Origin of the sequence: Clostridioides sp. ES-S-0001-03 (genome assembly GCF_020676075.1) — a bacterium.
In the GTDB taxonomy this organism is placed as follows: domain Bacteria; phylum Bacillota; class Clostridia; order Peptostreptococcales; family Peptostreptococcaceae; genus Clostridioides.
The window spans coordinates 354,983-377,128 of record NZ_JACVWJ010000002.1; the positions used below are offsets into that span (position 1 = coordinate 354,983).

Consider the following 22,146-nt stretch of genomic DNA (forward strand, 5'->3'; position numbering starts at 1 on the left):
AATATCCAAATATATTTAAAAATAGAATATAATAAAGTAGTAGAATAATATAAAGGGGATAATTTAAAGTATGGAAAAAGTAAAAGTTGCTGTGGTTGGAGCAGGCAATAGAGGTACATATGCATATGCTCCATATATTTATGAAAATTCTGATACATGTGAGATAGTTGCTGTAGCAGAGCCAAAAAAAGGAAGACGTGAATTATTTGCACAGAAGTATAACTTAAATAGCAAAAATGTATTTGAAAGTCTAGAAGAATTCTTTAAACAGGATAAAATGGCAGATGCAGTCATAATAGCTACAAATGATGATAGACATTATGATGTAGCAAGTTTAGCTCTTCAAAAAGGTTATCATATATTATTGGAAAAACCAATGTCTAATAGTTTAGATGGATTAGTACATATAAATGACCTATGTGAGAAGTATAAAGATAAGATTTTTATGATTTGTCATGTACTTAGATATTCTCCATTTTACAATAAATTAAGAGAAATTGTAGAAAGTAAAAAATTAGGAGAATTAGTTAGTATACAATATAATGAGAATATAGGCTATTGGCATTTTGCTCATAGTTTTACTAGAGGGAATTGGAGAAATAGTAATGAGACAAGCCCTTTGATTTTGGCGAAGAGTTGTCATGATATGGATATTCTATTATATTTGGTAGGTAGTAGATGTAAAAAAATCTCTGCATTTGGAAGTTTAAAGCATCTTAATAATGAAAATGCTGGGGGAGAAATGGCACAGAATTGCCTTCAATGTTTGGTAGAAAAGAAATGTCCATATTCTGCAAAACAAATTTACTTAGAAAATGACAGAAATATAAATAGAGCTGTGCATATAAATCCTACAAAAGAGAATCTTTTAAAGATACTTGAGACAAGTCCATATGGAAGATGTGTTTACAGATGTGATAATAATGTTGTAGATAACATGGTAAATATATTACAATTTGAAAATGGAGTAACTGCTACTTTTAATTTATGTGCATTTACTAAAGAAAATGGAAGAACTATAAAGATGATGTTTAGTCATGGAGAAGTTGGTGGAGATTTAAATAAAAATGAGATAAGAATTAAAGAATTTGGAAAAAATGAAGAAGTAGTTATAAATCCATCAAATAAGAAAGATATGGTAGAAGAATATGATAGAAATCTCATAACTGAATTTATTAAATTAGTTTTAAATAAAGACTTAGAAAAAGGAAGAGCAGCAGCAAAAGATGCTATAGAAAGTCATGTAATGGCGTTTGCAGCAGAGTATTCAAGATTGAGTGATGAAGTGGTGCATATAGATAAATTTTTTGATGATGCTATAAAGATGACTAAAGAAATAGAAGAAACTATATTTTAAATATAAAAGATTACACAAATAAAGATAGATTAGATAATAGGGATATATAAATCGTCTATTAAGTAATCTATCTTTTTATTAAGATTTTTTCTTATCTTTATCAAAAAAATCCATGCATTCAGATAAGAGATAAGAAAGTAAGGCAAATAAAATTTCTGTACTTAAAGGAATCATTATTGAATCCATAAATGTATCAATTATGTTCATAGCTAAAAAAGTCAGTATAAAATCAATTATAAATTCGCAAAATTTATAAATTGAATACGGCAATTTGTTTACATATCTAAATATATCTAAAATGGTAGTGCATAGAAAATCAATTGGGGTAGTTATACAAAAATATATTAAAAAGAAAATTAGTACAGACCCAAGAGATTTATATTCAAAACCTAAGAATGATAAGAAGCCAATTCCTATAACAGTGAAAATACAAAAAGTTATACCAAAAAAAACAGCAAAAAATAAAAATACAGAAATAAATTCGCCTAAAGGAATCCTTCTTTTATTACTTATCTTAATCAACTCCTTATGTATAACATGAAATTTATATAAATAACAACATTCTTAAAAATTCATAATAATCTTCTGTTTCAAATAGTATTGTTTGAGAATCTATTTTTTTCATACTTGGGTAAAAAGAAGCTTTAAAAGCCTTGTAATGTTCTCTAAACTTTATTTCAATTTTAAATTTGTTTGGTAATTTTATTAAGTGTCTAGATAAATTTCCAGATAAAGATTCTTGAACACCTTCTTCTATTTTTTTTAGTGCAAGATTTGGGTGGATTGAAATTGAGCCATTTCCAATTCCCTTTGAAACAGGAACAGTGATTATATTTGGGTTTAGTTTTTTTGCACTTTCACAAAGCATTTCATCTCCACTTAAAAATGCTACAGGAACATTATAGTATGCAGCAGCATAAGCATTTATAGTAAATTCAGATGCTATTTCATCATTTATTTTAAAATAGTCATAGTCAATATCCATAGTATGAGAAAGTGGATTCCCATTACAAGTAGCTCCAGAATGATAGCCAGTAAATACACATGCATCAAAACTTTTATCAATACCAGCCATCATAACTAGTGGGTCTTTAGTCCATCCTCTAAGGATTTTGACATTTTCAGGTAAAATATCTGGATTAATATTTCTACCACTATCATGTGCATCTTTAACAAGTATTTCATGCATACCAGACTGAGTAGCTCCATTACATGCAGCTGCTATTTCTTTGCTCATTTGTGTTCTATAGTGTTGTGAAAATTCACATTCAAGCTTTGTTTCATCCCAATTTACAATGCCACAAGTACCTTCTATATCGGCACTTAAATATAACTTCATAATATAAGCCCCCTTAAATTTATTATTAATGATAATAACAGATAACAGTAAACATACAATTAATAAGAGGTAGAAAAATATTATTTCTCATTATTAATTATTATTAAATCTGTAACTGAAAAATAACTGATATTAGAAATATAACACTAACTAGTATCTATTATCCTATTATTGCTATATACAATATTTATATAAAATTGTAACACAGAAGTAGCTACATTTACTAGTTTAACATACTTAAAACATTGATAGATATTATTTTTAAGTTTGTTCAATGGTTGTAGTGTTTTAAGATTAGGAGAAAGAGTGGAATTATAGAATTATTCTATAGAATTAGTAAAAAAGAAGATGTTTAAGGGGCTATAAATAGCTATCCATCCAAATAAATTTGCTGCTTGTAGACTAAATATTGTCATGAGTATTCTCCTTTATAATTATTTATATTAAGTATACAAGATAATTTGCCAATATGAAAGTGGATAAAATCAATTATATAATTCAAGAAAATGAAATACAACGAATACTTTATAGAATTAAAATATAATAAGGTAGAGTATTAAATTAGAATTTTTTAATTTAATACTCTACCTTTAATTTAATACTCTATCTAAAATAAATTAAAATTCAAATTCATTTTCCCAATCAAATTCCCCTGATTTTTCTACACATTTAGGCCAATGACTACACCATTCAGGGACTGAGGGATTTTCAACTCTATCAATACTTGGAGTATATGGTTTTAAGTCGATAACAGGGCTATTATCATTAGCATCGATATATGGAATTCTTATTATACCATGCTCATGGTCGATGCTAATAATTTGTACAGTAGTTAATGCTATTGGGTTAGGTCTAATAGGTGACCTTGTCGCAAATATTCCCATAACATCAGGTGCTTTTTTATAAGGCTTTGGAGTTTCTAAGATACTTCTTGCTTCAACATCATCAAATCCATCAAACCACCAGATTACATTTAAATGACTAAATTCATCAAGTGCTTTTAATGCAGGTATATACTTTTTATCCAATTTGATAGAAATTTCTTCACCTTGAACACGTATTTTTCCTATAGGGTTTACTAAAATTTGTTTCATAATATTACCTCCAATTATTTGGTTTGTTATTTGTAATTTTAGAGTAAACCCTAACACCATGTGAGAGTCAATATAAAAAGGAGATAGAAGCATATAATTAAAAGGATAATACATTTTTTGAATGAAGCATAACACCAGTAATAAGACAATCTTCATCAATATCAAAGGTATCTGTATGAAGAGGAGAATTAATATTTTTTCCCTGATTTGCACAACCAAGGTGATAAAAAACACCTTCACAATATTCCAAAAAATATGAAAAATCTTCAGCACCAAGAGTAGGTGTATCTTTAATCAAAATATTTTCTTTTCCAAATAATTCTACTGCATTTTGTTTAACATAATCTACAAGAGAATTTGAATTTATAAGGGAAGGATAACCTTCTTCAATTTCAACATCAATATTTCCACCAAATGTTTTGCAAGTAAAATCACAAACTTCTCTAATTCGTTTTTTTGAAAAATCTCTGGTTTCCTGCGTTAAAGTCCTTAAGGTTCCTTTTATAACAACTTTATCGCAAACTATATTTTCTTTAATTCCACCTTCAATTTTTCCTAAAGAAATAACTACAGAATCAGTGGGGTTTGTATTTCGACTGACAATTGTCTGCAAAGCAGTTATGATATGAGCAGAGATAACTATAGCATCAACACCTTGATGAGGATAAGCTCCATGGCATTTTGAGCCATATACAGTTATACAAAGTGTATCTGTTGATGCATTTAAAGTATTGTATTTTAGTTCAATTAAACTTTTATCAATATTGGGATTTACATGAAGACCAAATATATAATTTACATCTGGATTTTTCATACATCCATCTTCTATCATAAGTTTAGCGCCACCAATGGTTTCTTCAGCAGGTTGGAAAAAAAACTTTACATTTACATTTAAATAATCCTTTAATTTAAATAGTATATTACAAGTGCCAAGTAAAATAGCAGTATGTGCATCATGGCCACATGCATGCATTTTACCTAAATTAATGGATTTATAAGGAAGATTGAGTTTTTCTGTTATAGGTAAAGCATCTATATCAGCTCTTATAGCAATTGTCTCAAAGTTTGGATTTACATTTATATATGCAGTTACTCCTGTGTGATTTTCATATTCAATATAACTTATACCTATTTCATCTAAATATTTAATAATTTTTTTCTTAGTTTGAAATTCTTCTAAGCCAAGTTCTGGAGTTTTGTGTAAATCTCTTCTAATATCTATAACCCAATCATTTATATCATGGCAAAGAGCTTTAATATTAATCATAAAACACATCCTAACTATATTAAAATTAAAAATTTATTTTTCTTCATTATTATAATTATATTATTCTATATAAAACATTATTCTGTATCAAGTATAAATAAAATGTCTTATAATTATAGTAGAGATGTTTAGCATAAATTAGAATATATCATTTTAGAAGAAGAGGTGTTTAGATGTTAGGAGTAATTGCGCCTTCTGGACCATTGAGAAATATAAGTCTAGGAGAAATAAAATTTAATTTGGAGAAGTATGGTTATAAAGTTAAATTTTCTGAAAGTTGTGGACTAAATTATAAAGGTTATTTAGCTGGGAATGATGATATTAGAGTAAGAGATATAGAAGAGATGTTCTTAGATGAAGAAGTAGATATAATTATGTGTTTAAGAGGAGGTTATGGAACAACAAGAATACTAGATAAAATAAATTACGAAATAATAAAACAAAATCCTAAACCATTTATAGGTTTTTCTGATATAACAGGTTTAAATCTAGCTTTTTATAAAAATTGTGGTCTTTTACCATATCATGGAATAATGGCAGCGAATGTAGCTAAATGGGATGAATTTACTTATAAATCTCTAGTAGATGCTTTAGAATTTAAAGATGAGTTATACTTAGAAAATCCAAAAGAAGAAAAGATTTATACTGTATGTGAAGGCAAAGCAGAGGGAATAATAATGGGAGGAAACTTATCTCTAATAATTTCTACAATAGGAACTAAATATGAAATAGATGCAAAGGATAAAATTTTATTCATTGAAGAAATTGGAGAATGTCAATATAAATTAGACAGGATGTTAACTCAATTGTATTCTTCAGGAAAACTGGATGAATGTAATGGTATAATTTTTGGAGATTTTAAAGACTGTATCAAAGAAGAAGATTTAATAGAACTATTGGAGGAATTTGCGCAGAAGGTTAATAAGCCAGCTATATATAATCTACAATCTGGGCACTGTATACCAATGATAACTATTCCTTTAGGAAGAATGTGTGAATTAGATGCAACAGAAAAAATGGTTAAATTAAAAAAATAGTGTATATATAAATATATTAGAAGTATGGTATAATCTTATACAAGTAAAAATTTAGCTAGGAGGATAAAAAATGTCTGATGATAGAATAATTGACTTTAACGAATTAAAAAACAAAGTTAAAGATTCTGATGTAGATAAATTTGAGCAATACATATATAACTTATATTTTTCTGTTATGGATGGAAAGATGTCGATGGCTGAATTTTCAAGAAAAATATTTGATTATATGAAAGATAATGACATATCTCAAGAAAAGTTTATGAAAATACAAAAACAGTTCATGGAAAGATATGGTATGGACACTGAAGAAGTAGAAAAACAACTTAGAAACTTTGGAATCGACCCTTCTACAGCAGGTTTTATGAGTAATAATACTTCCAGCAAAGTATCTACAGAAGATTTAGAATCGTTTAAAAAGAGTGCAGGATTTTATGAGAAATATGGTGAAAAAATTCAACCTAAGAGTTGTATAACAACATTCATAAAAAATGATTTAAATGATATTAATGTAATAATAGATAAAGAAAAAATAATGCTTTGTAGTGACAAAAAAATAAATCTTATGGACTCAGAATTAAATGAGTTTTTATTAGAATATAAGAATATGTTTAATAAAAAGATAAAAGTAGTTATGTGTGAAACTACAAATAAATACGATTATTAAAAAGTAAATTTAACTATTGAAGCGGTATGGTTGATTAGTATTATGTAAAAAATAGAAATCGCAATTTAATTTCTCCTACAGAAGATGTATAGAAGAATATTTAAATTGCGATTTCTATATTTATATACTTTAGTTATGTTAAATTAATTGTATTAAGTAATATTTGTATAGAACAATCTTATTATCAAAGTTGTATCCCTATATAAATCTATAAAGTATTTATTATAAGCTAATTTCCTTTAATACCTTAATTCCATTTTGAAGCATACTATTAAAAAATACTAGGTTTAAAATCTCTGCAGGATGAACATTAGGAATGTCATAAGTGTCTACTAAATTCATAGGAACAACTATATTTTTTTCGATATTATATTGATTAAAATAAGATTTTAGAGTTATTGCAAATTGATATATACATATATCTGTGCAATCACCAACTATAATTATATTGTCTATCCCATCAAAGTCTAAATTTTCTAGTGCGAAAAATCCATTAGTAGAGTTTTTAGGGAAAACTTGTAGATTTTTTATAGACTTAAGTTCGTCAACTAGTTCACTTTCCACATCACTTTCTAAACAGTGAACAGGATAACTTAAAAGTTCTATAGATTTAGGTGTATGACAATCAGTAAATGCAATTACTTTATTTAGTTTATTTGATATTTTTTTTGCGAAAATTTCAATTGGTTTTATCAAAGATTCTACTCTGGGAGAGTATAAGGCACCTTGTTTTGCAAAACCATTATTGACATCAATTATAAACAAAACTGTTTTACTCAAATCGTAATTTTCTATTTTTTCTATTGGTAAATTATCCAAATTACTTTTTAAAGCTTCAAGTTCATTTAATAAGTTATCCATAAGTATACCTCCAAGCTAAATTTAATAAAATTGTACATATTAATCATATAAAAGTCAAGGAGTATAAACTACTATATAACTAGCTATATTGCTTTGATTGTAAAAGGTTTAAAGCTATATCTGGATAGTTAGTAAAAATACCATCTACATTAAGAGATAGGCAATGTAGCATATCTTCTTCTTCATTTACAGTATACACATTGACACCTAGTAAATTTTTGTGACAAAGTTCAACTAGAGATTCATTTACTAAAATTAAAGGAGGGTGAAGATAGCTATTTCCTAGAAGTTTAGCAAATTCAACTACATTATTTATAGGTAAGTAGCATAATAAAGCTGTTTTTATACTGGGTTCTAACTTATGAAAATTTTTTAAGCTATTACTATTAAAACTAGATATAAGAACTCTGTTTTTCATATTATACTTTAAAATAAGTTTCAAAACATCTTTTTCTATATTAGTGTAATTTACTTTGTCAGTTTTTAGTTCTATATTTAAGATAAGGTCTGTAGGCGAAATTAAGATTAAGACTTCTTCTAAAGTTGGAATTTTACATTCTTTATTGTTTTGGTAACCCTCAAAGGATGAGTTCAATGTTTTTAGTTTTCTTAAAGTAAGGTCTTTTACAAAACCATGTCCATTAAAAGTTCTATCAACCGTTTCATCATGAATAACTACAATTTTTCCATCTTTAGTCTTGTGAACATCAAGTTCTATTCCGTATATATCCATATCTAAGCATTTTTTAAAAGCGAGAATAGTGTTTTCTGGATATTTTCCACTAAAACCTCTGTGAGCATAAATGTTCATTTGTAAAGCTCCTTTCAATAAATATAACTTATTCTTATAAAATTTTAATTAATATAATATATCATATTCTAAACAATATAATTATACATTAATTAAATAACAATTTATAATTTATATATTATATAAATGTAAGAAAATAAAATCATATCTGTGTTATAATATATTTTAAACATTATAAATATTACGAATTTAATAGTCATAATATATAAGTATAAGTTTATGCAAGCTCATGTGTTTAGAGCTTGCATATATATTATTAATATATTTCTGTATTTAAAAAAATGAAATTCCAAAAGAATTTTTTCTATAGATTTAGTAGTAAGGGGGAATTTTGATATGTATGAAGTTAATTTAGAACGAGCTATGAATTATTGGATGGATTTGTTAGATGATTATACCAATCTAGCAAAAATTCCAAATGATTTTTTTTATAAAGATTGTTCTGACGAAGTTGTAGATGAAATTTTTAAGATTGATATTGAAAAACATGAGAAACTAATTCAATATTCTAAAATGAATAATATAAGCATAAGTTCTATTATAGAAACTATCTATGGACTTATATTACAAAAGTATACATATGAAGATGATGTAGTTTTTGGAAAAACAATAAATATAATTCCTATAAGAGTTAAGGTTCGACAAAGCGAAAAGTTTATAGATGTTGTAAAAAATTTAAAAAGGCAATGGAGTAGGTCTTTAGAATATGGATACTATTTATTATCAGATATAGAGAATAAAAATCATCTGAATACTAAACTTATAAATACAATATTTGTAGCTAAAAGTTTTGATTTATCATATGACTATGACATAGAAAAAAAAGGATATGATTTATCTGTAATAGTTTATACTAAAAGGGCATTAAAAATAAAAATAAAATATAAGCCATCTATATACAAAAGAGAAACTATTAGAAGGATATTAAATCAATTTGATTATATAATAGAGCAGATAATAAGGAATAACAATATTTTAATAGAAGATTTAGAATTTGTATGTAAGAAAGAAGAAAAAATATTATTGAAAGATTTTAATGATAATCAATGTGAGATACCATATAACAGAAGTTATATTAATTTATTTAGGGAACAAGTTGAGAGAACACCTAATAATGTAGCTGCTAGAGACGAAAATAGAAATTTGACATATAGAGAACTTGATGAGTTAACTGATAGATTTGCAGGCTATTTAAATCATATAGGGGTAAAAAGTGAAGATATAGTAGCTGTAATGTTGCCAAGAGACATTAATATAATTGTTACAGCCATAGGAATTATGAAATCAGGAGGAGCATTCTTCCCGATAGACACAAGTAATCCAGAAGAAAGATTAAATTACCTTCTTGAAGATAGTAATGCAAAAGTAGTAATAACTACAGACGAACTTAGATGTAAGGTTATAAATGAAAACACAATAGTAATTGATATAAATGATGAAGATATATTTAAAATTAGATATGACTTAACTGAAAAAATAACACCATCAAACTGTGCATATACAATATCTACATCAGGGTCAACTGGTAGACCAAAGACTATAGCTATAGAGCATAAGAGTTTAGTAAATATGTGTTATTATAGTATAGAAGCTATAAGTGCTACAGAAAATGATATATGTGGGATATATTTAAGTTTTAGTTTTGATGCTGTAATGAAACAACTATTTCCATATCTATTGATGGGTGCTTCAATAAACATTATGCCAGAAGAAGCAAAATTTGATGAATATACAGTAAATGAGTATTGTGAGGAAAATGATATAACCATATTAGCATTACCAACAGCGTTTGCAAGATTATTTATACAAAACTGTAACAACAGTTCACTTAGGATTGTGCAGACAGGAGGAGAAAGATTAAAAGGATATAGAAAACGTAACTATGAGTTATATAATGAGTATGGACCAACAGAATTTACTGTTGTATCAACTTCTTTTCATGTGGATAAAGAGTATGGGAAAATACCAATAGGTAAGCCAATCTTTAATACTTATGCATATGTATTAGATAAAAAAAATAAACTATGCCCAATTGGAGTTCCAGGAGAACTCTGTCTATCAGGAATCCAAATATCAAGAGGCTATTTAAATAAAAAAGGTTTAACAGAGCAAGTATTTGTAGAAAATCCTTACAAAACTTGTGAACATAATAAATTAATGTATAGAACTGGTGATTTGGTAAGATGGCTAGATGATGGAAATTTGGATTATATTGGTAGGATGGATAATCAAGTAAAAATTGATGAATTTAGAATAGAGCTGTATGAGATTGAAAACATAATAAACAATATTACAGAAATTAAAAGTGTTGTTTGTATCTCAAGAACAAATGAGGATGGAGATATGTATATATGTGCATATTATGTGATTGATGATGAGGATAGTGAAAAAATAAATGACATAACAGTTAGAGAATATTTAAATGAGTATTTACCTCCATACATGATTCCAACAATAATAATGAGGATAGATAAAATACCAGTTACACCAATTGGAAAAGTAAATAAAAGGGCATTGCCAGAGTGATTTTGTATTATGACAGGTGTTATAAAGGAACTATAGAAGTTTCTTTATGACACCTATTTTCAAGAATGAATCAATTGACATAAAAGAAAGAATTTTCTGTACATTTTTACTGTGGTGAAAATCTGTTTATAAGGATGATTATTGTATTTTTTATACTTTTCCGTGTTTTAAAGTGTTTTTATAACAAATTTAATTTTAATATAAAAAAAATTTTTATTTTTTATCTTAATCCTTTTTAGTATAATCGAAAAATAAAAAGAAAATTAGCATAAAAATATCTAAAAATAGAAATTAATAATATGGGATTAAATTTTAGTAGTTTTTACTCGCTATTTGTAAAATAATAAAAAGTTAAGTTTTATATGTATATATGTTATAATATATACAAACTGAAAAGGGGTGAAAATTTTATGAACAAAAAATTACCTAAGGGAGCTTATGGTGAGGTTAGTGGAAAAGATTACGTTCCATACATCACAGATAAGTCCAGAACCGGTGGAAATGTAGCTGTATTGATTATCGGTATCATTTTAGCTGCCATTTTTGCCGCATCTACAACTTATTCTGGAATGAAAGCTGGTCTTACAGTTGCAGCAGGTATTCCAGGAGCTATAATAGGTTCTGCTTTTGTTGGAGCATTTGCTCGCCAAAAGGGTATTCTTGGTAAGAACTTAATCCAAGGTATGTCAAGTGGTGGGGAATCTGTTGCAAGTGGATTCATTTTCGTATTACCAGCAGTTATCTTAATTGGAAGCCAAATCACATTTTTAGAAGGCTTAGCTGTTGGAGTTGGTGGTGTTTTATTTGGTATAGGAGTTGCAGCAATAGTTCACAATTATTTAATAATTGAAGAACATGGTAAACTTATGTACCCAGAATCAATGGCTATATCTGAAACACTTGTTGCTTCAGAGGCTGGTGGAGACTCAATTAAATACATGGGAATTGGATTTGTAATAAGTGGATTTATCACTGTATTAACTGGTTCATTCTTAAATGTAGCAAACAATGTAATGAGTCTTGTAGGAAGTAAATTCTACAAATGGAAATTTGATATTGAAGTAAACCCTCTACTTTTAGGAATTGGGTTTATAGTAGGGCTTGAAGTTTCTTTAACAATGTTTGCAGGAAGTATCTTATCAAACTTTGGTATTGCACCTTTAATAGGTTACTTTACTGATATGGCTAAAGATGGAGCTATGGTATGGAATAATCCTGCAATGCCTCTTAACCAAATGGATGTTGGAGCTATATCTAGTAGTTATGTAAAATATATAGGTGCTGGTATGATGCTTTGTGGAGGTATTATTGGTGCAATAAAACTTATCCCAACTATAATCGCTTCTATAAAAGAAACACTTAAAGCTAAATCAAGTACTGGAGATGCAGAAGAAGGTTCATCTATACAAATGATACTTTTATTAGGTGGAGTAGTAGTTGGGTTCTTAGCAGCGTTCTTGATTTCTGGTAATATTGCTATGGCAATTATTGGAGCTATCATATCTCTTTTATTATCTTTATTATTCGTCATAGTAGCTGGACGTTTAACAGGAACAATAGGAACATCAAATCTTCCAGTTTCTGGTATGACTATAGCTTCTTTAGTTATTGTAACATTAGTATTTGTTATAATGGGATGGACTGATTTAGAAGCTAATAAATCATTACTTTTATTTGGGTCATTTATAGTTGTTGCTATTGCTATAGCTGGAGGATATACTCAATCTCAAAAAGTAACTTACATCATTGGTGGTAGCAAAAATGAAATGCAACGTTACTTCACAGTTGCAAGTATAGTTGGTGTTATAGTTGTTGTAGGAGTAATCTTATTACTTTCTGACCAACTTAAAGCTACTGGTGATAATGTACAATTTGCATTACCACAAGCAAACTTAATGTCAACATTAACTTCTGGTATTATGTCAGGTAGTTTACCTTGGGTTATGATTATTGTTGGAGTATTTATGGCAATTGTGTTATATGCATTAAACTTACCAATAATGACTATAGCTATAGGATTCTATTTACCAATAGCAACAACTTCTATAATATTAGTTGGAGCATTAATTCGTTTATTTGTTGAACTAGTATCTAAATCTGAAAAAGAAAAAGAAGCTAAAGTTTCTAATGGTATAAGTTTATCTTCTGGTCTTGTTGCAGGTGGATCTATCATTGGTTTAATAGGTATAATATTACAAGTAACTGGAGTTATAACTCCAAAAGTACCAAGTGGTTTTGCTGCTACAAATTCAATGGCAATTGCTTTATTAATAGTTTTAGTTGTACTTACAACATTACCTATCATTTTATCTAAAGTAAAAAATAATGAGCAAGAGTAATGATGTTTTAGATATTGTATTTAAAATTACTGATGGACTTGAATATGAAGTAGATGAAAATGGTATTGTAACTATACTTGAAAAACAGGACCATAAGATTCAAAAGTTTTTTAGAAAGTTAAAAGCTAGAATACCTAAATATAAAAAAATAGAGCTAGATGAATATTCTAGTTTTGTATTTTTACAAATTGATGGTCAAAAGACTGTTAGGGAAATAGGTGAAAACTTAGAATCCAAATATGGAGAAGAATCTCATCCACTTTATGAAAGGTTATTGGTTTTTTTAAATCATATTGATGTCAATTGTCACTATGTTGAAAGAATGGATATAGACTTATAATAAAGAATTATTATAGGATATATCAGAATATAAAAATTAGAAGATAGTTAAAAAAGAGCTATATGTTTTTAAAGACATATAGCTCTTTTAAATATTTATAACTTATAAACTTAAAGTAAAGGTTATTAAACTTAGATGTTTTAATATTATTTATTATTAGCTATTTCGTCAGCTAAATTATTTAGATATTCCCATCTTTCATATTTGTACTCAAGTTCTTTTTCCAATTTTGATTTTTCATCTAAAATTTCTTGAAGTTTAGTAAAATCAGTTGCAAATTTTGAAGTACTTTCATCAAGTTTTGCAATTTTAGATTCAAGTTTTTCTATGTCAGAATCAATATTTTCAAACTCTCTTTGCTCATTGTATGAGAATTTAAGTTTTTTATCATTTTTAGGTTTTTCTTTTTTTGGAGCAGTTGAATCATCATTTTTAAGTGATTCTTTTTTAGATTCTTCAAATTCAATTCCTTGAATCTCTCTATAAATAAGATAGTCACTATAATTACCTGTATAAATATGAATTTTTCCATTTCCTTCATATGCAAATATTTTATTACAGATTCTATCTAGGAAATATCTATCATGTGATACTGTAATTACTACACCTTTAAATTCATCAAGATATTCTTCTAATATTTTTAGTGTTTCTATATCTAAGTCGTTTGTAGGCTCATCCAAAAGAAGTACATTAGGAGCTGTCATAAGAATTCTAAGAAGGTGTAGTCTTCTTCTCTCACCACCAGATAGTTTGCCTATCAAAGTATACTGCATGGTACCATTAAAAAGGAATCTTTCACACATTTGAGAAGCTGTAATCCTAGTACCATCAGAAGTTTCTATATAATCACTAGCTTCTTTTACATAGTCTATAGCCCTTATGCCAATGTTCATATGAGAATCATCTTGAGAAAAGCAACCTATTTTTACAGTTTCTCCAATTGAGATATATCCACTATCAGGGGCTAATTTCCCATTTATTATGTTTATTAGAGTTGATTTACCCATACCATTTTTACCTATTATGCCAATTCTATCTGTACGTGCTAAAGTATATTCTAAATTATCTATAACTGTAACTTCTTCAAAAGATTTAGATATATTGTGTATTTCTATTATTTTATTTCCAAGCCTACTTGAGGCAACCGATATATCAATATTTTCATCAGGTTTGAAAGAGTCTCTATTTACAAGTTCATCAAATCTTTGTAGACGAGCTTTTTGTTTTGTGCTACGAGCTTGAGCTCCACGTCTAACCCATGCAAGTTCTGTTCTAATTAAATTTTGTCGTTTATCCTCAATACTTGATTCTAATGCAAGTCTTTCCATTTTCTTTTCTAAAAATATTGAATAATTACCATCATAGCTAAATAATCTACCTTTATCTAATTCAATTATTCTATTTGTAACACGGTCTAAAAAATATCTATCATGAGTTATCATAAGCAATGAACCTTTTCTTGAATTTAGGTATTCTTCAAGCCAATCGATGGTATCATTATCTAGATGGTTTGTTGGTTCATCTAGTATTAAAAGCTCACAAGGAGTAATAAGAGCTGAGGCTAGAGAAACTCTTTTTCTTTGACCACCAGAAAGTTCTATTATTTTTTGATTGAAATCATTTATACCAAGCTTTGTAAGTACAGATTTGGCTTCGCTTTCTAAATCCCAAAGGTTTAAAGCATCTATCTTCTCATGCATGGATAATAATTTTTTATTTAGTTCATCTGTAAAGTTAGAATTAAGTTTTTCTAAAGTTTCTTGGTATTTACCAAGGAGTTTTAATTCTTCTGAAGTTCCATTAAATACTTGTTCTAGAACAGTTGAATTTTCATCATAAGTTGGGTTTTGAGGAAGATATTCTACTCTAATACCATTAGCCTTTGTTATATTGCCAGTTTCACTTTCTTCAGTTCCTGCAATAATTTTAAGTAAAGTAGATTTACCAGTACCATTTACACCAATAAGTCCTATTTTTTCTCCATCATTGATACCAAGAGATATATTTTCAAGTAATTTTTTTTCAGAATAGCTTTTACTTATATTTTCCAATGTCATTAAATTCATATAATTCACCTTTATTTCTAATCTATTATTTTTCAAAATGTTGGTAGTCTGGGTTTTTCCAATATCCACCCCAACTCCAACCTCTGCTTACAAAAGCATTATAACAATCATCACCCTTTTTTATCATTCCAAATTTTAAAGCAGACCTATCTGCATAAACAGTGCTTACCTTAGGGCTAACATTGTCTCCAGAAACATGTGGGTTTTGTAATGGATTTATATCTATAGCACGTCCTTTACCATGATTTGAGACAGTATTTGTACCAGCTACAGTTCTATAACAAAATGCAGATGTATTATTATCAGACATAGATTTTTCATCTACAGCATCATAATCATCTATTAATTTAATTTTTTCAATTGGATATTTTTTTTCATATAACTCTTTAAAAATATCGACAACTTCTGAAGCTAGTTCACTATTTACTATCATCTCACCTTGATGAGTTTTTTCATCAAATCCGTAGTAGGTAAGTTGCAAGTAAGATAAACTATCAAATCCTATATGTTCATCAGAAGGCATAGATTTACCAATCATTTTGTTTTTTATGTTATCTGGTATTGAAGAATATGAAAAAGTGGGCTTAATGTTGTTATCTTCCTGTTTTTTAGTAGAGTTTTGATTATTTTTAGAATCCTCTGTTGTATTGTTTTTATCTTGTATAGTTTCTTGACTTTTTATATTATCTTCTTTGTTGGATTTAGAGAAAAATATCTCATATATAGATAGTAAGGCAAGAAATAATACAGTTATTACAATTGTTAGCTTTAATTTATTAATCTTCTTTCGTTTTGACTTTTTACTCATATTATCCCCCATGTTAGATTCATATAAACTATATATATTATACCTCATAAAAATAAACTAGGCTAACAATATTTAGTTAACCTAGGACATTTCATCTATAGTTTCTCCTATTATTTTTATACCAGTTTCAATATCTTCAAAAGAGAGTCTCGAAAATCCAAGTCTTAAAGTGTCAGAACCAAAGCCATTTGTAAAAAATAAATCTCCAGGCATGAAGATAACATTTTTTTTGTAACATTTTTCTAATAGCTTTCTAGTATCTATATTCTTAAGCTTGATAAATATATGCAAACCACCATCACCTAAGATATATTCCGTTTGCATATATTTTTTTACACATTCATAGGCAAAGTTAAATTTATCCCCATAGAATTTACGTATTTTTTTTACGTATTTTTCAAATCCTCCATTACTTAAATAATCAAATAAAATACCTTGGTCTAAAAAAGATACATGTATATTTCTGCACCTTTTTACACTTTCTAACTTATCTATAACTTTTTTATCTGCAAAAATCCATCCAATTCTTATTCCAGGAAATAAAATTTTTGAAAAGCTACCAATATATACAACACCATTATTCATATTATCAAGAGAGCAGATGGGAAATATATGAGAACTATTGTAGAGTAATTCTTCATTAAATCCATCTTCTATAATTGCTATATTGTATTTTTTCATAAGATTATAGAATCTATATCTATTTTCAGGGGTCATTACAATCCCTGTTGGGTTGTGATAAGAAGGTGTAATATATGCAAATTTTATTTTATTTTTGTACTCAATTAAACGATTTTCGAGCATATTGAAATCTAAACCATTTTCAGATATATCCACACCTAAAATATTGAGATTGTGTGACTTCATAATTTTTATAGCTGTGTTGTGAGTAGGATTTTCACAAATTATATAGTCTCCTTCTTGAGTGAAAGAGGACATAATAATATCAAAGCCTTCTGTAAATCCATTTGTAATTAATATATCTTTGTTATTAATATCAACGCCCTTATTTGTCATATATTCAAGCAAATAGTCAATAAGAGGTTTATAACCTTGTGCATATCCATAGTTAAGTAGTTTGTGACCTTCTAATGAGATTCTATTTAAAAAAGATTTTTTTAATTCCTCCATATCAAATAAATCTCCATCAGGAGATATACTTTTAAATGATATTAGGTTAGAGCTCCAAGGTATTTCGCTTTTTATAATATCTAATTCATTAGCTTTTTTAGAGTATGTATTCTCTAAACAATCCCAATTTAAAGACCATGTAGTGTTTGAAGATTTATTTTTTGAATTAACAAATGTACCTTTTCCTGAAACAGAGTAGATTAAGCCCTCTGATTTTAGTTCTTCATAAGTTAAGACTATGGAATTTCTACTAACTTGTAAAAGCTGACTAAGCTCCCTTGTAGAAGGGAGCTTACTATTGTCTGGAATTAATCCTTTTGATATCATATCACTTATATAATTTTTAATTTGTATATAAATTGGTTCACTATCATTTAATCTTAGATTTGAAAATATCAAATTACCACCTCAAATTGTATTATCTAATTTAAAGAGTATTCTATAAGTTTATCTAATAATTGGCTATACTCAAGACCTTTAGCAGCGGCACTTCTAGGTATTAAACTAGTTTTAGTCATGCCAGGAAGAGTATTTAGCTCAAGAACATAAGGAATACCTTCACTTATAATCATATCAACTCTTACATATGCTTTGCAATTAAAAATTTTCCAACAAGTCTCAGAAATCTCATTTACTCTTTTTTGAAGTTCATCATCTAAATAAATAACTTCTTCTTTTGCTCCTTTTTCAAGTGAGTATTTAGCTTCATAATCAAAGAATCCTGAGTCTGATTTTATAGATATAGTAGGAAATACTTCGCCATTTAATATGAATGAAGTATATTCTCCACCTGGTATATATTTTTCAATCATTACAAACTCATCAACTTCTAAACCTTTACGAACTGCTTCTTCAACTTCATCTTTGGAATGGATGAAGAATGTAGCAACACTTGAACCTCCTGAATTTGGTTTTATAAATACTGGATAGCCTATTTTGTCTATCTCATCATAATTTATTTCATCAATTGATTTTACTAAAGCCCATGGAGCAGTAGGAAGGTCTGAATCTCTAAGCATTTTTTTAGTGATGTTTTTGTCCATACACATTCCACTACAAAGAGGTCCACATCCAGAATATGGTATATCCATAGTCTCAAGTACTGACTGAATGCATCCATCTTCACCAAATTTCCCATGTAGTGCTAGTACTGCAAAATCTGTATCTTCTGGTATTTTTGTAAATATATCTTTTTTATCATCTATTATCACCTTTACAACATCGTATTTACTTTTATCAAGATTATTATATATTTCTTTTCCTGAATTTAAAGAAACTTCTCTCTCTGATGATATTCCACCCATTATAACTGCTATTTTCATATTATACACTCCTATTTTAAATTTTATTATTTTTAAATTAAATTTTTTAATTTACTTACTTAATTATATGAATTAATGGTTGATGATGAAAGTACCACTACATGTGAAGTTTATATTATGTGTGGTTTTAGAGTGATAATCTAACTTACAGATAGATTTGAATGATTTTTTAACTTTATTTATATCATTATTTTTGCTAAAATTAGTGGTATGAACTTAAGACTAGTCTTAGTGGCTATAAATCAAGGAGTGATAAAATTTGAAAGCAGAAATAATAAGTGTAGGAACAGAGATACTGTTGGGAGATATAGTAAATACAAACTCTCAATTTTTAGCTAAAGAACTTGCAGCATTGGGAATAGAAGTATACCATCAAAGTACAGTTGGAGATAATAAGCAAAGACTCTTAGAATGTTTTGATGAAAGCTTAAAAAGAAGTGATTTAGTAATTACTACAGGAGGTCTTGGACCAACTGGTGATGATATGACAAAAGAAACTGCAGCAGAGTATTTTGGACAGGAATTAGAATTACATAAACCATCATTAGAAGTCTTAGAATCATTCTTTGTTAAAACAGGAAAAAAAATGGCCGAAAATAATATGAAACAAGTATATTTTCCAAAGGATGCTATAGTATTAAAAAATAATAATGGAACAGCACCAGGAGCTATTTTAAAGAAAGATGATAAAAGTATAATAGTACTACCTGGACCTCCAAGAGAAATGAAGGCAATGTTTAATGAAAGTGTCAAACCTTACCTACAACAATTTACAAAGGAAATGCTAGTATCAAAAACTTTAAGATTGTATGGAATAGGGGAGTCAAACCTAGAATTGGAAATTTTAGATATAATTGATGAACAAACTAATCCAACAGTTGCTTTGTATGCAAAGGAATTAGAAGTTACAATAAGAATAACTGCAAAAGCTGAAAATGAAGAACAAGCTTTTGAATTTATAAGACCAGTAGAAGAAAAGATAAAGGACAGAGTAGGTAAATATGTATATACTGAAGGAGATATTTCAGTATCTGAAGGAGAGTCTGCATTAGAAGATGCTGTTTCTAAGCTTCTTGTAGAAAAAAACTTAACAATAGCAGTGGCTGAATCTTGTACTGGAGGTTTGGTATCTTCATCTCTTATAAACTACCCAGGAATATCTTCTGTATTTCTTGAAGGATGTGTAACATATTCTAATGAAGCCAAAATGAAAAGATTGGGAGTAAAAAAAGAAACTTTAGAAGACTTTGGAGCAGTAAGTGAACAAACAGCAATAGAAATGGCTGAGGGCGTTGCTAAAGGGCTTGGAGCTAATATAGGTATATCTACAACTGGAGTAGCTGGACCTGGTGGAGGAACTGAGGAAGAGCCTGTAGGGTTGGTTTATACTGCAATATATATAAATGGAAAAATAATAGTGAAAAAAAATATATTTAATGGAGATAGAAGAAAAATAAGATTGAGAGCTACTAGAGATTTACTTAATGAGTTGAGAATACAATTAGAAAAACTTTAAACTATTGTGATATTGATTATATTTAAAGTATTGGTATAATATAAAATCATTTTTGGAGGCTTTTAATTTATGATAAAACATATATTTTGTGATTTAGATGGAACTTTATATGAAAATGGAGCTATAACAAAAGAAGATATAGTAGCAATTGAGGAAATAGAAAAAAGAGGAGTACAGTTTAATGTTGCTACAGGTAGAGTTTTCAAACAGGCTCGTGATATTATCGAAGGGAGCTTAGATATGAATGGCTATTATATATGTGAAAATGGTGCATTTATACATGATAAAGATTATAATGTGATTTTTAAGCAAACTATAGATGATAAATTAGTAAAAAAAGTTATTGATAGATTTGAATCAACTGATGCACAATTGTATTTTAAATATAAAGGAGATGTAATTGTAGATAGTGACACAACAGCTTTTAGACATTATTCTAGCGATTTTATAGTGGACCCCGATTTTGAGAAAAGAGATAGTTTTGATAATCTTATAGGCAATATTGGTATATGCTCTGAAAATTTAGAAGAGTTGTCTAGAATAGAATTATATTTAAAAAGTGAGTTTAGTGAAGTGTTGGAAATATATTTTTCTAGTACTTATACTTTAAACATAGTTCCTAAAAGTGTATCAAAAAGAGGTAGCATAGAACATGTAATAAAAACTCTAAATGTAAGTCCAGATGAAGTTGCTACTATTGGAGATTCTCCAAATGATATTTGTATGTTAGAGGGATTTAAATATAGTTTTGTAATGTCAAAGGCAAGAGAAGAAGTAAAACAAAGTGCAAATTATGTAGTAGATAGTGTAAAAAGTGCTATAGATGCTATCATAAAAATAAATAGTTAGATATAAGATTGATGAGAAGTAATAAAAAATTAGTAAATTATTTTTGTTTGTTGATTTACTAATTAATCAATTTTATAAGGTATTACCTATTCAGTATAAAAAAATGACTGTTCAGTAGAATTATAAAACTAGATTTTATATTCTGTAGAGCAGTCATTTTGATTATATTAATTGTCAGTTTAAAATTCTTAAGTTAACCACAATTTGCTATATGGTATGATTTTATTGTATTAGCTAAAATAGAATCTAATATATAATTTATAACACTATTGCAAGTATACGCTGAAAATTTTAAATCATTCATATAGTCGCTTTTCTTTTTGTATTCATTGTAAAGTTTAACAAAAAATTTTTCAAATCCACTATTTATAGTATTACCTTTAATTTTAGATAAATCAACATCCTTTGCAAATGCTCCAAGTTCTCTTTCATAAGTAACATGTTTATTCAAACTATGCTTAAATTCCCAGCGTTCACTATGAGCTAAGCAGAAAAAATCGCATAAAAAGTGGCAGATAACACCAAGCTCTTGACTAAGTCTACTTACTGAAAAATATTTAGAAACACTGTCTATAGTAAGACTGCACAGATATTTTATTTTAGAAGCAATCATATTAAATGATTCATCCATATAATGTTTTTTTAATTTATATTTAGAAAAAGCATCTGGCTTTATATTACCATATATAAAATTTTTTTCGCTTATAAAGAATGTTTTATTTTCATCTATATTATTAAGTATCGATTTTGCCATAATAAAATGGGTATTCATTAACATATTTACACCTCGTATAGTTTATTAGACTTATTAAATATATT

At 27.7% G+C, this 22,146-nt stretch carries 19 protein-coding genes; 8 read left to right on the plus strand and 11 right to left on the minus strand.

The features are described from left to right. Positions 1–70: 70 nt before the first annotated feature. Positions 71–1,357, plus strand: a complete 1,287-nt coding sequence (locus tag IC174_RS04845; protein WP_227482275.1) for a Gfo/Idh/MocA family protein — start codon at positions 71–73, stop codon at positions 1,355–1,357. Positions 1,358–1,435: 78 nt separating this feature from the next. Here the strand turns inward: IC174_RS04845 and IC174_RS04850 are convergent, their stop codons facing one another. From IC174_RS04850 to IC174_RS04865, 4 genes are all read right to left on the minus strand, one after another. Next, complete coding sequence (locus IC174_RS04850) at positions 1,436–1,879, minus strand: regulatory YrvL family protein (RefSeq protein WP_227434299.1); 444 nt, start codon at positions 1,877–1,879, stop codon at positions 1,436–1,438. A gap of 22 nt (positions 1,880–1,901) precedes the next feature. Then, entirely contained in the window at positions 1,902–2,696 is a 795-nt protein-coding gene (locus IC174_RS04855; RefSeq protein ID WP_227434300.1) for a M55 family metallopeptidase, read from the minus strand. A gap of 617 nt (positions 2,697–3,313) precedes the next feature. Beyond that, positions 3,314–3,790, minus strand: a complete 477-nt coding sequence (locus IC174_RS04860; RefSeq protein WP_227482276.1) for an SAM-dependent methyltransferase — start codon at positions 3,788–3,790, stop codon at positions 3,314–3,316. A gap of 97 nt (positions 3,791–3,887) precedes the next feature. Beyond that, entirely contained in the window at positions 3,888–5,057 is a 1,170-nt protein-coding gene (locus IC174_RS04865) for a M20 metallopeptidase family protein (RefSeq protein WP_227482277.1), read from the minus strand. Positions 5,058–5,230: 173 nt separating this feature from the next. On the opposite strand from IC174_RS04865, the gene IC174_RS04870 reads away from it, so the two are divergent. Next, the gene (locus tag IC174_RS04870) at positions 5,231–6,094 is read left to right on the plus strand and encodes a S66 peptidase family protein (protein WP_227434303.1); all 864 of its coding nucleotides are present in this window, start codon (positions 5,231–5,233) and stop codon (positions 6,092–6,094) included. A gap of 70 nt (positions 6,095–6,164) precedes the next feature. Then, positions 6,165–6,758 (plus strand): DUF3867 domain-containing protein, encoded by a 594-nt coding sequence (locus IC174_RS04875; protein ID WP_227482278.1) that lies wholly within the window; start codon positions 6,165–6,167, stop codon positions 6,756–6,758. Between the two features lie 222 nt (positions 6,759–6,980). Here the strand turns inward: IC174_RS04875 and IC174_RS04880 are convergent, their stop codons facing one another. Further along, a complete protein-coding gene (locus IC174_RS04880; RefSeq protein ID WP_227482279.1) occupies positions 6,981–7,619 on the minus strand; it encodes an isochorismatase family cysteine hydrolase in 639 nt (212 codons plus the stop codon). Positions 7,620–7,698: 79 nt separating this feature from the next. Then, a complete protein-coding gene (locus IC174_RS04885; RefSeq protein WP_227482280.1) occupies positions 7,699–8,430 on the minus strand; it encodes a glycerophosphodiester phosphodiesterase in 732 nt (243 codons plus the stop codon). Between the two features lie 336 nt (positions 8,431–8,766). Between IC174_RS04885 and IC174_RS04890 the strand changes: the two genes are divergently transcribed. The 3 genes from IC174_RS04890 to IC174_RS04900 all read left to right on the plus strand — a co-directional run bounded on the left by IC174_RS04890 (position 8,767) and on the right by IC174_RS04900 (position 13,635). Then, positions 8,767–10,956 carry an amino acid adenylation domain-containing protein gene (locus IC174_RS04890; protein ID WP_227482281.1) on the plus strand — a complete coding sequence of 730 codons (2,190 nt, stop codon included), beginning with the start codon at positions 8,767–8,769 and terminating at the stop codon, positions 10,954–10,956. Between the two features lie 410 nt (positions 10,957–11,366). After that, a complete protein-coding gene (locus IC174_RS04895) occupies positions 11,367–13,295 on the plus strand; it encodes an OPT family oligopeptide transporter (protein ID WP_227434308.1) in 1,929 nt (642 codons plus the stop codon). Beyond that, positions 13,282–13,635: a PqqD family protein gene (locus tag IC174_RS04900; RefSeq protein ID WP_227434309.1), complete on the plus strand. Its 354-nt coding sequence runs from the start codon at positions 13,282–13,284 to the stop codon at positions 13,633–13,635. Before IC174_RS04895 ends, IC174_RS04900 begins: the two co-directional genes overlap by 14 nt. 146 nt (positions 13,636–13,781) lie before the next feature. Here the strand turns inward: IC174_RS04900 and IC174_RS04905 are convergent, their stop codons facing one another. The 4 genes from IC174_RS04905 to IC174_RS04920 all read right to left on the minus strand — a co-directional run bounded on the left by IC174_RS04905 (position 13,782) and on the right by IC174_RS04920 (position 18,962). After that, positions 13,782–15,701 carry an ABC-F family ATP-binding cassette domain-containing protein gene (locus tag IC174_RS04905; RefSeq protein ID WP_227482282.1) on the minus strand — a complete coding sequence of 640 codons (1,920 nt, stop codon included), beginning with the start codon at positions 15,699–15,701 and terminating at the stop codon, positions 13,782–13,784. Positions 15,702–15,726: 25 nt separating this feature from the next. Then, the gene (locus IC174_RS04910; RefSeq protein ID WP_227482283.1) at positions 15,727–16,509 is read right to left on the minus strand and encodes a M15 family metallopeptidase; all 783 of its coding nucleotides are present in this window, start codon (positions 16,507–16,509) and stop codon (positions 15,727–15,729) included. 81 nt (positions 16,510–16,590) lie between these two features. Further along, complete coding sequence (locus IC174_RS04915) at positions 16,591–18,039, minus strand: PLP-dependent aminotransferase family protein (RefSeq protein WP_227434312.1); 1,449 nt, start codon at positions 18,037–18,039, stop codon at positions 16,591–16,593. Positions 18,040–18,062: 23 nt separating this feature from the next. After that, on the minus strand, positions 18,063–18,962 hold the full coding sequence (locus IC174_RS04920) for a D-alanine--D-alanine ligase (RefSeq protein ID WP_227482284.1): 900 nt from the start codon (positions 18,960–18,962) through the stop codon (positions 18,063–18,065). Between the two features lie 259 nt (positions 18,963–19,221). Here IC174_RS04920 and IC174_RS04925 point away from each other — a divergent pair, with 259 nt between their 5' ends. Next, complete coding sequence (locus tag IC174_RS04925; RefSeq protein ID WP_227482285.1) at positions 19,222–20,478, plus strand: competence/damage-inducible protein A; 1,257 nt, start codon at positions 19,222–19,224, stop codon at positions 20,476–20,478. 69 nt (positions 20,479–20,547) lie between these two features. Then, positions 20,548–21,327: an HAD family hydrolase gene (locus tag IC174_RS04930; protein ID WP_227434315.1), complete on the plus strand. Its 780-nt coding sequence runs from the start codon at positions 20,548–20,550 to the stop codon at positions 21,325–21,327. 193 nt (positions 21,328–21,520) lie between these two features. Here IC174_RS04930 and IC174_RS04935 read toward each other — a convergent pair whose 3' ends face one another. Next, complete coding sequence (locus IC174_RS04935) at positions 21,521–22,105, minus strand: zinc dependent phospholipase C family protein (protein WP_227482286.1); 585 nt, start codon at positions 22,103–22,105, stop codon at positions 21,521–21,523. Positions 22,106–22,146: the final 41 nt, after the last annotated feature.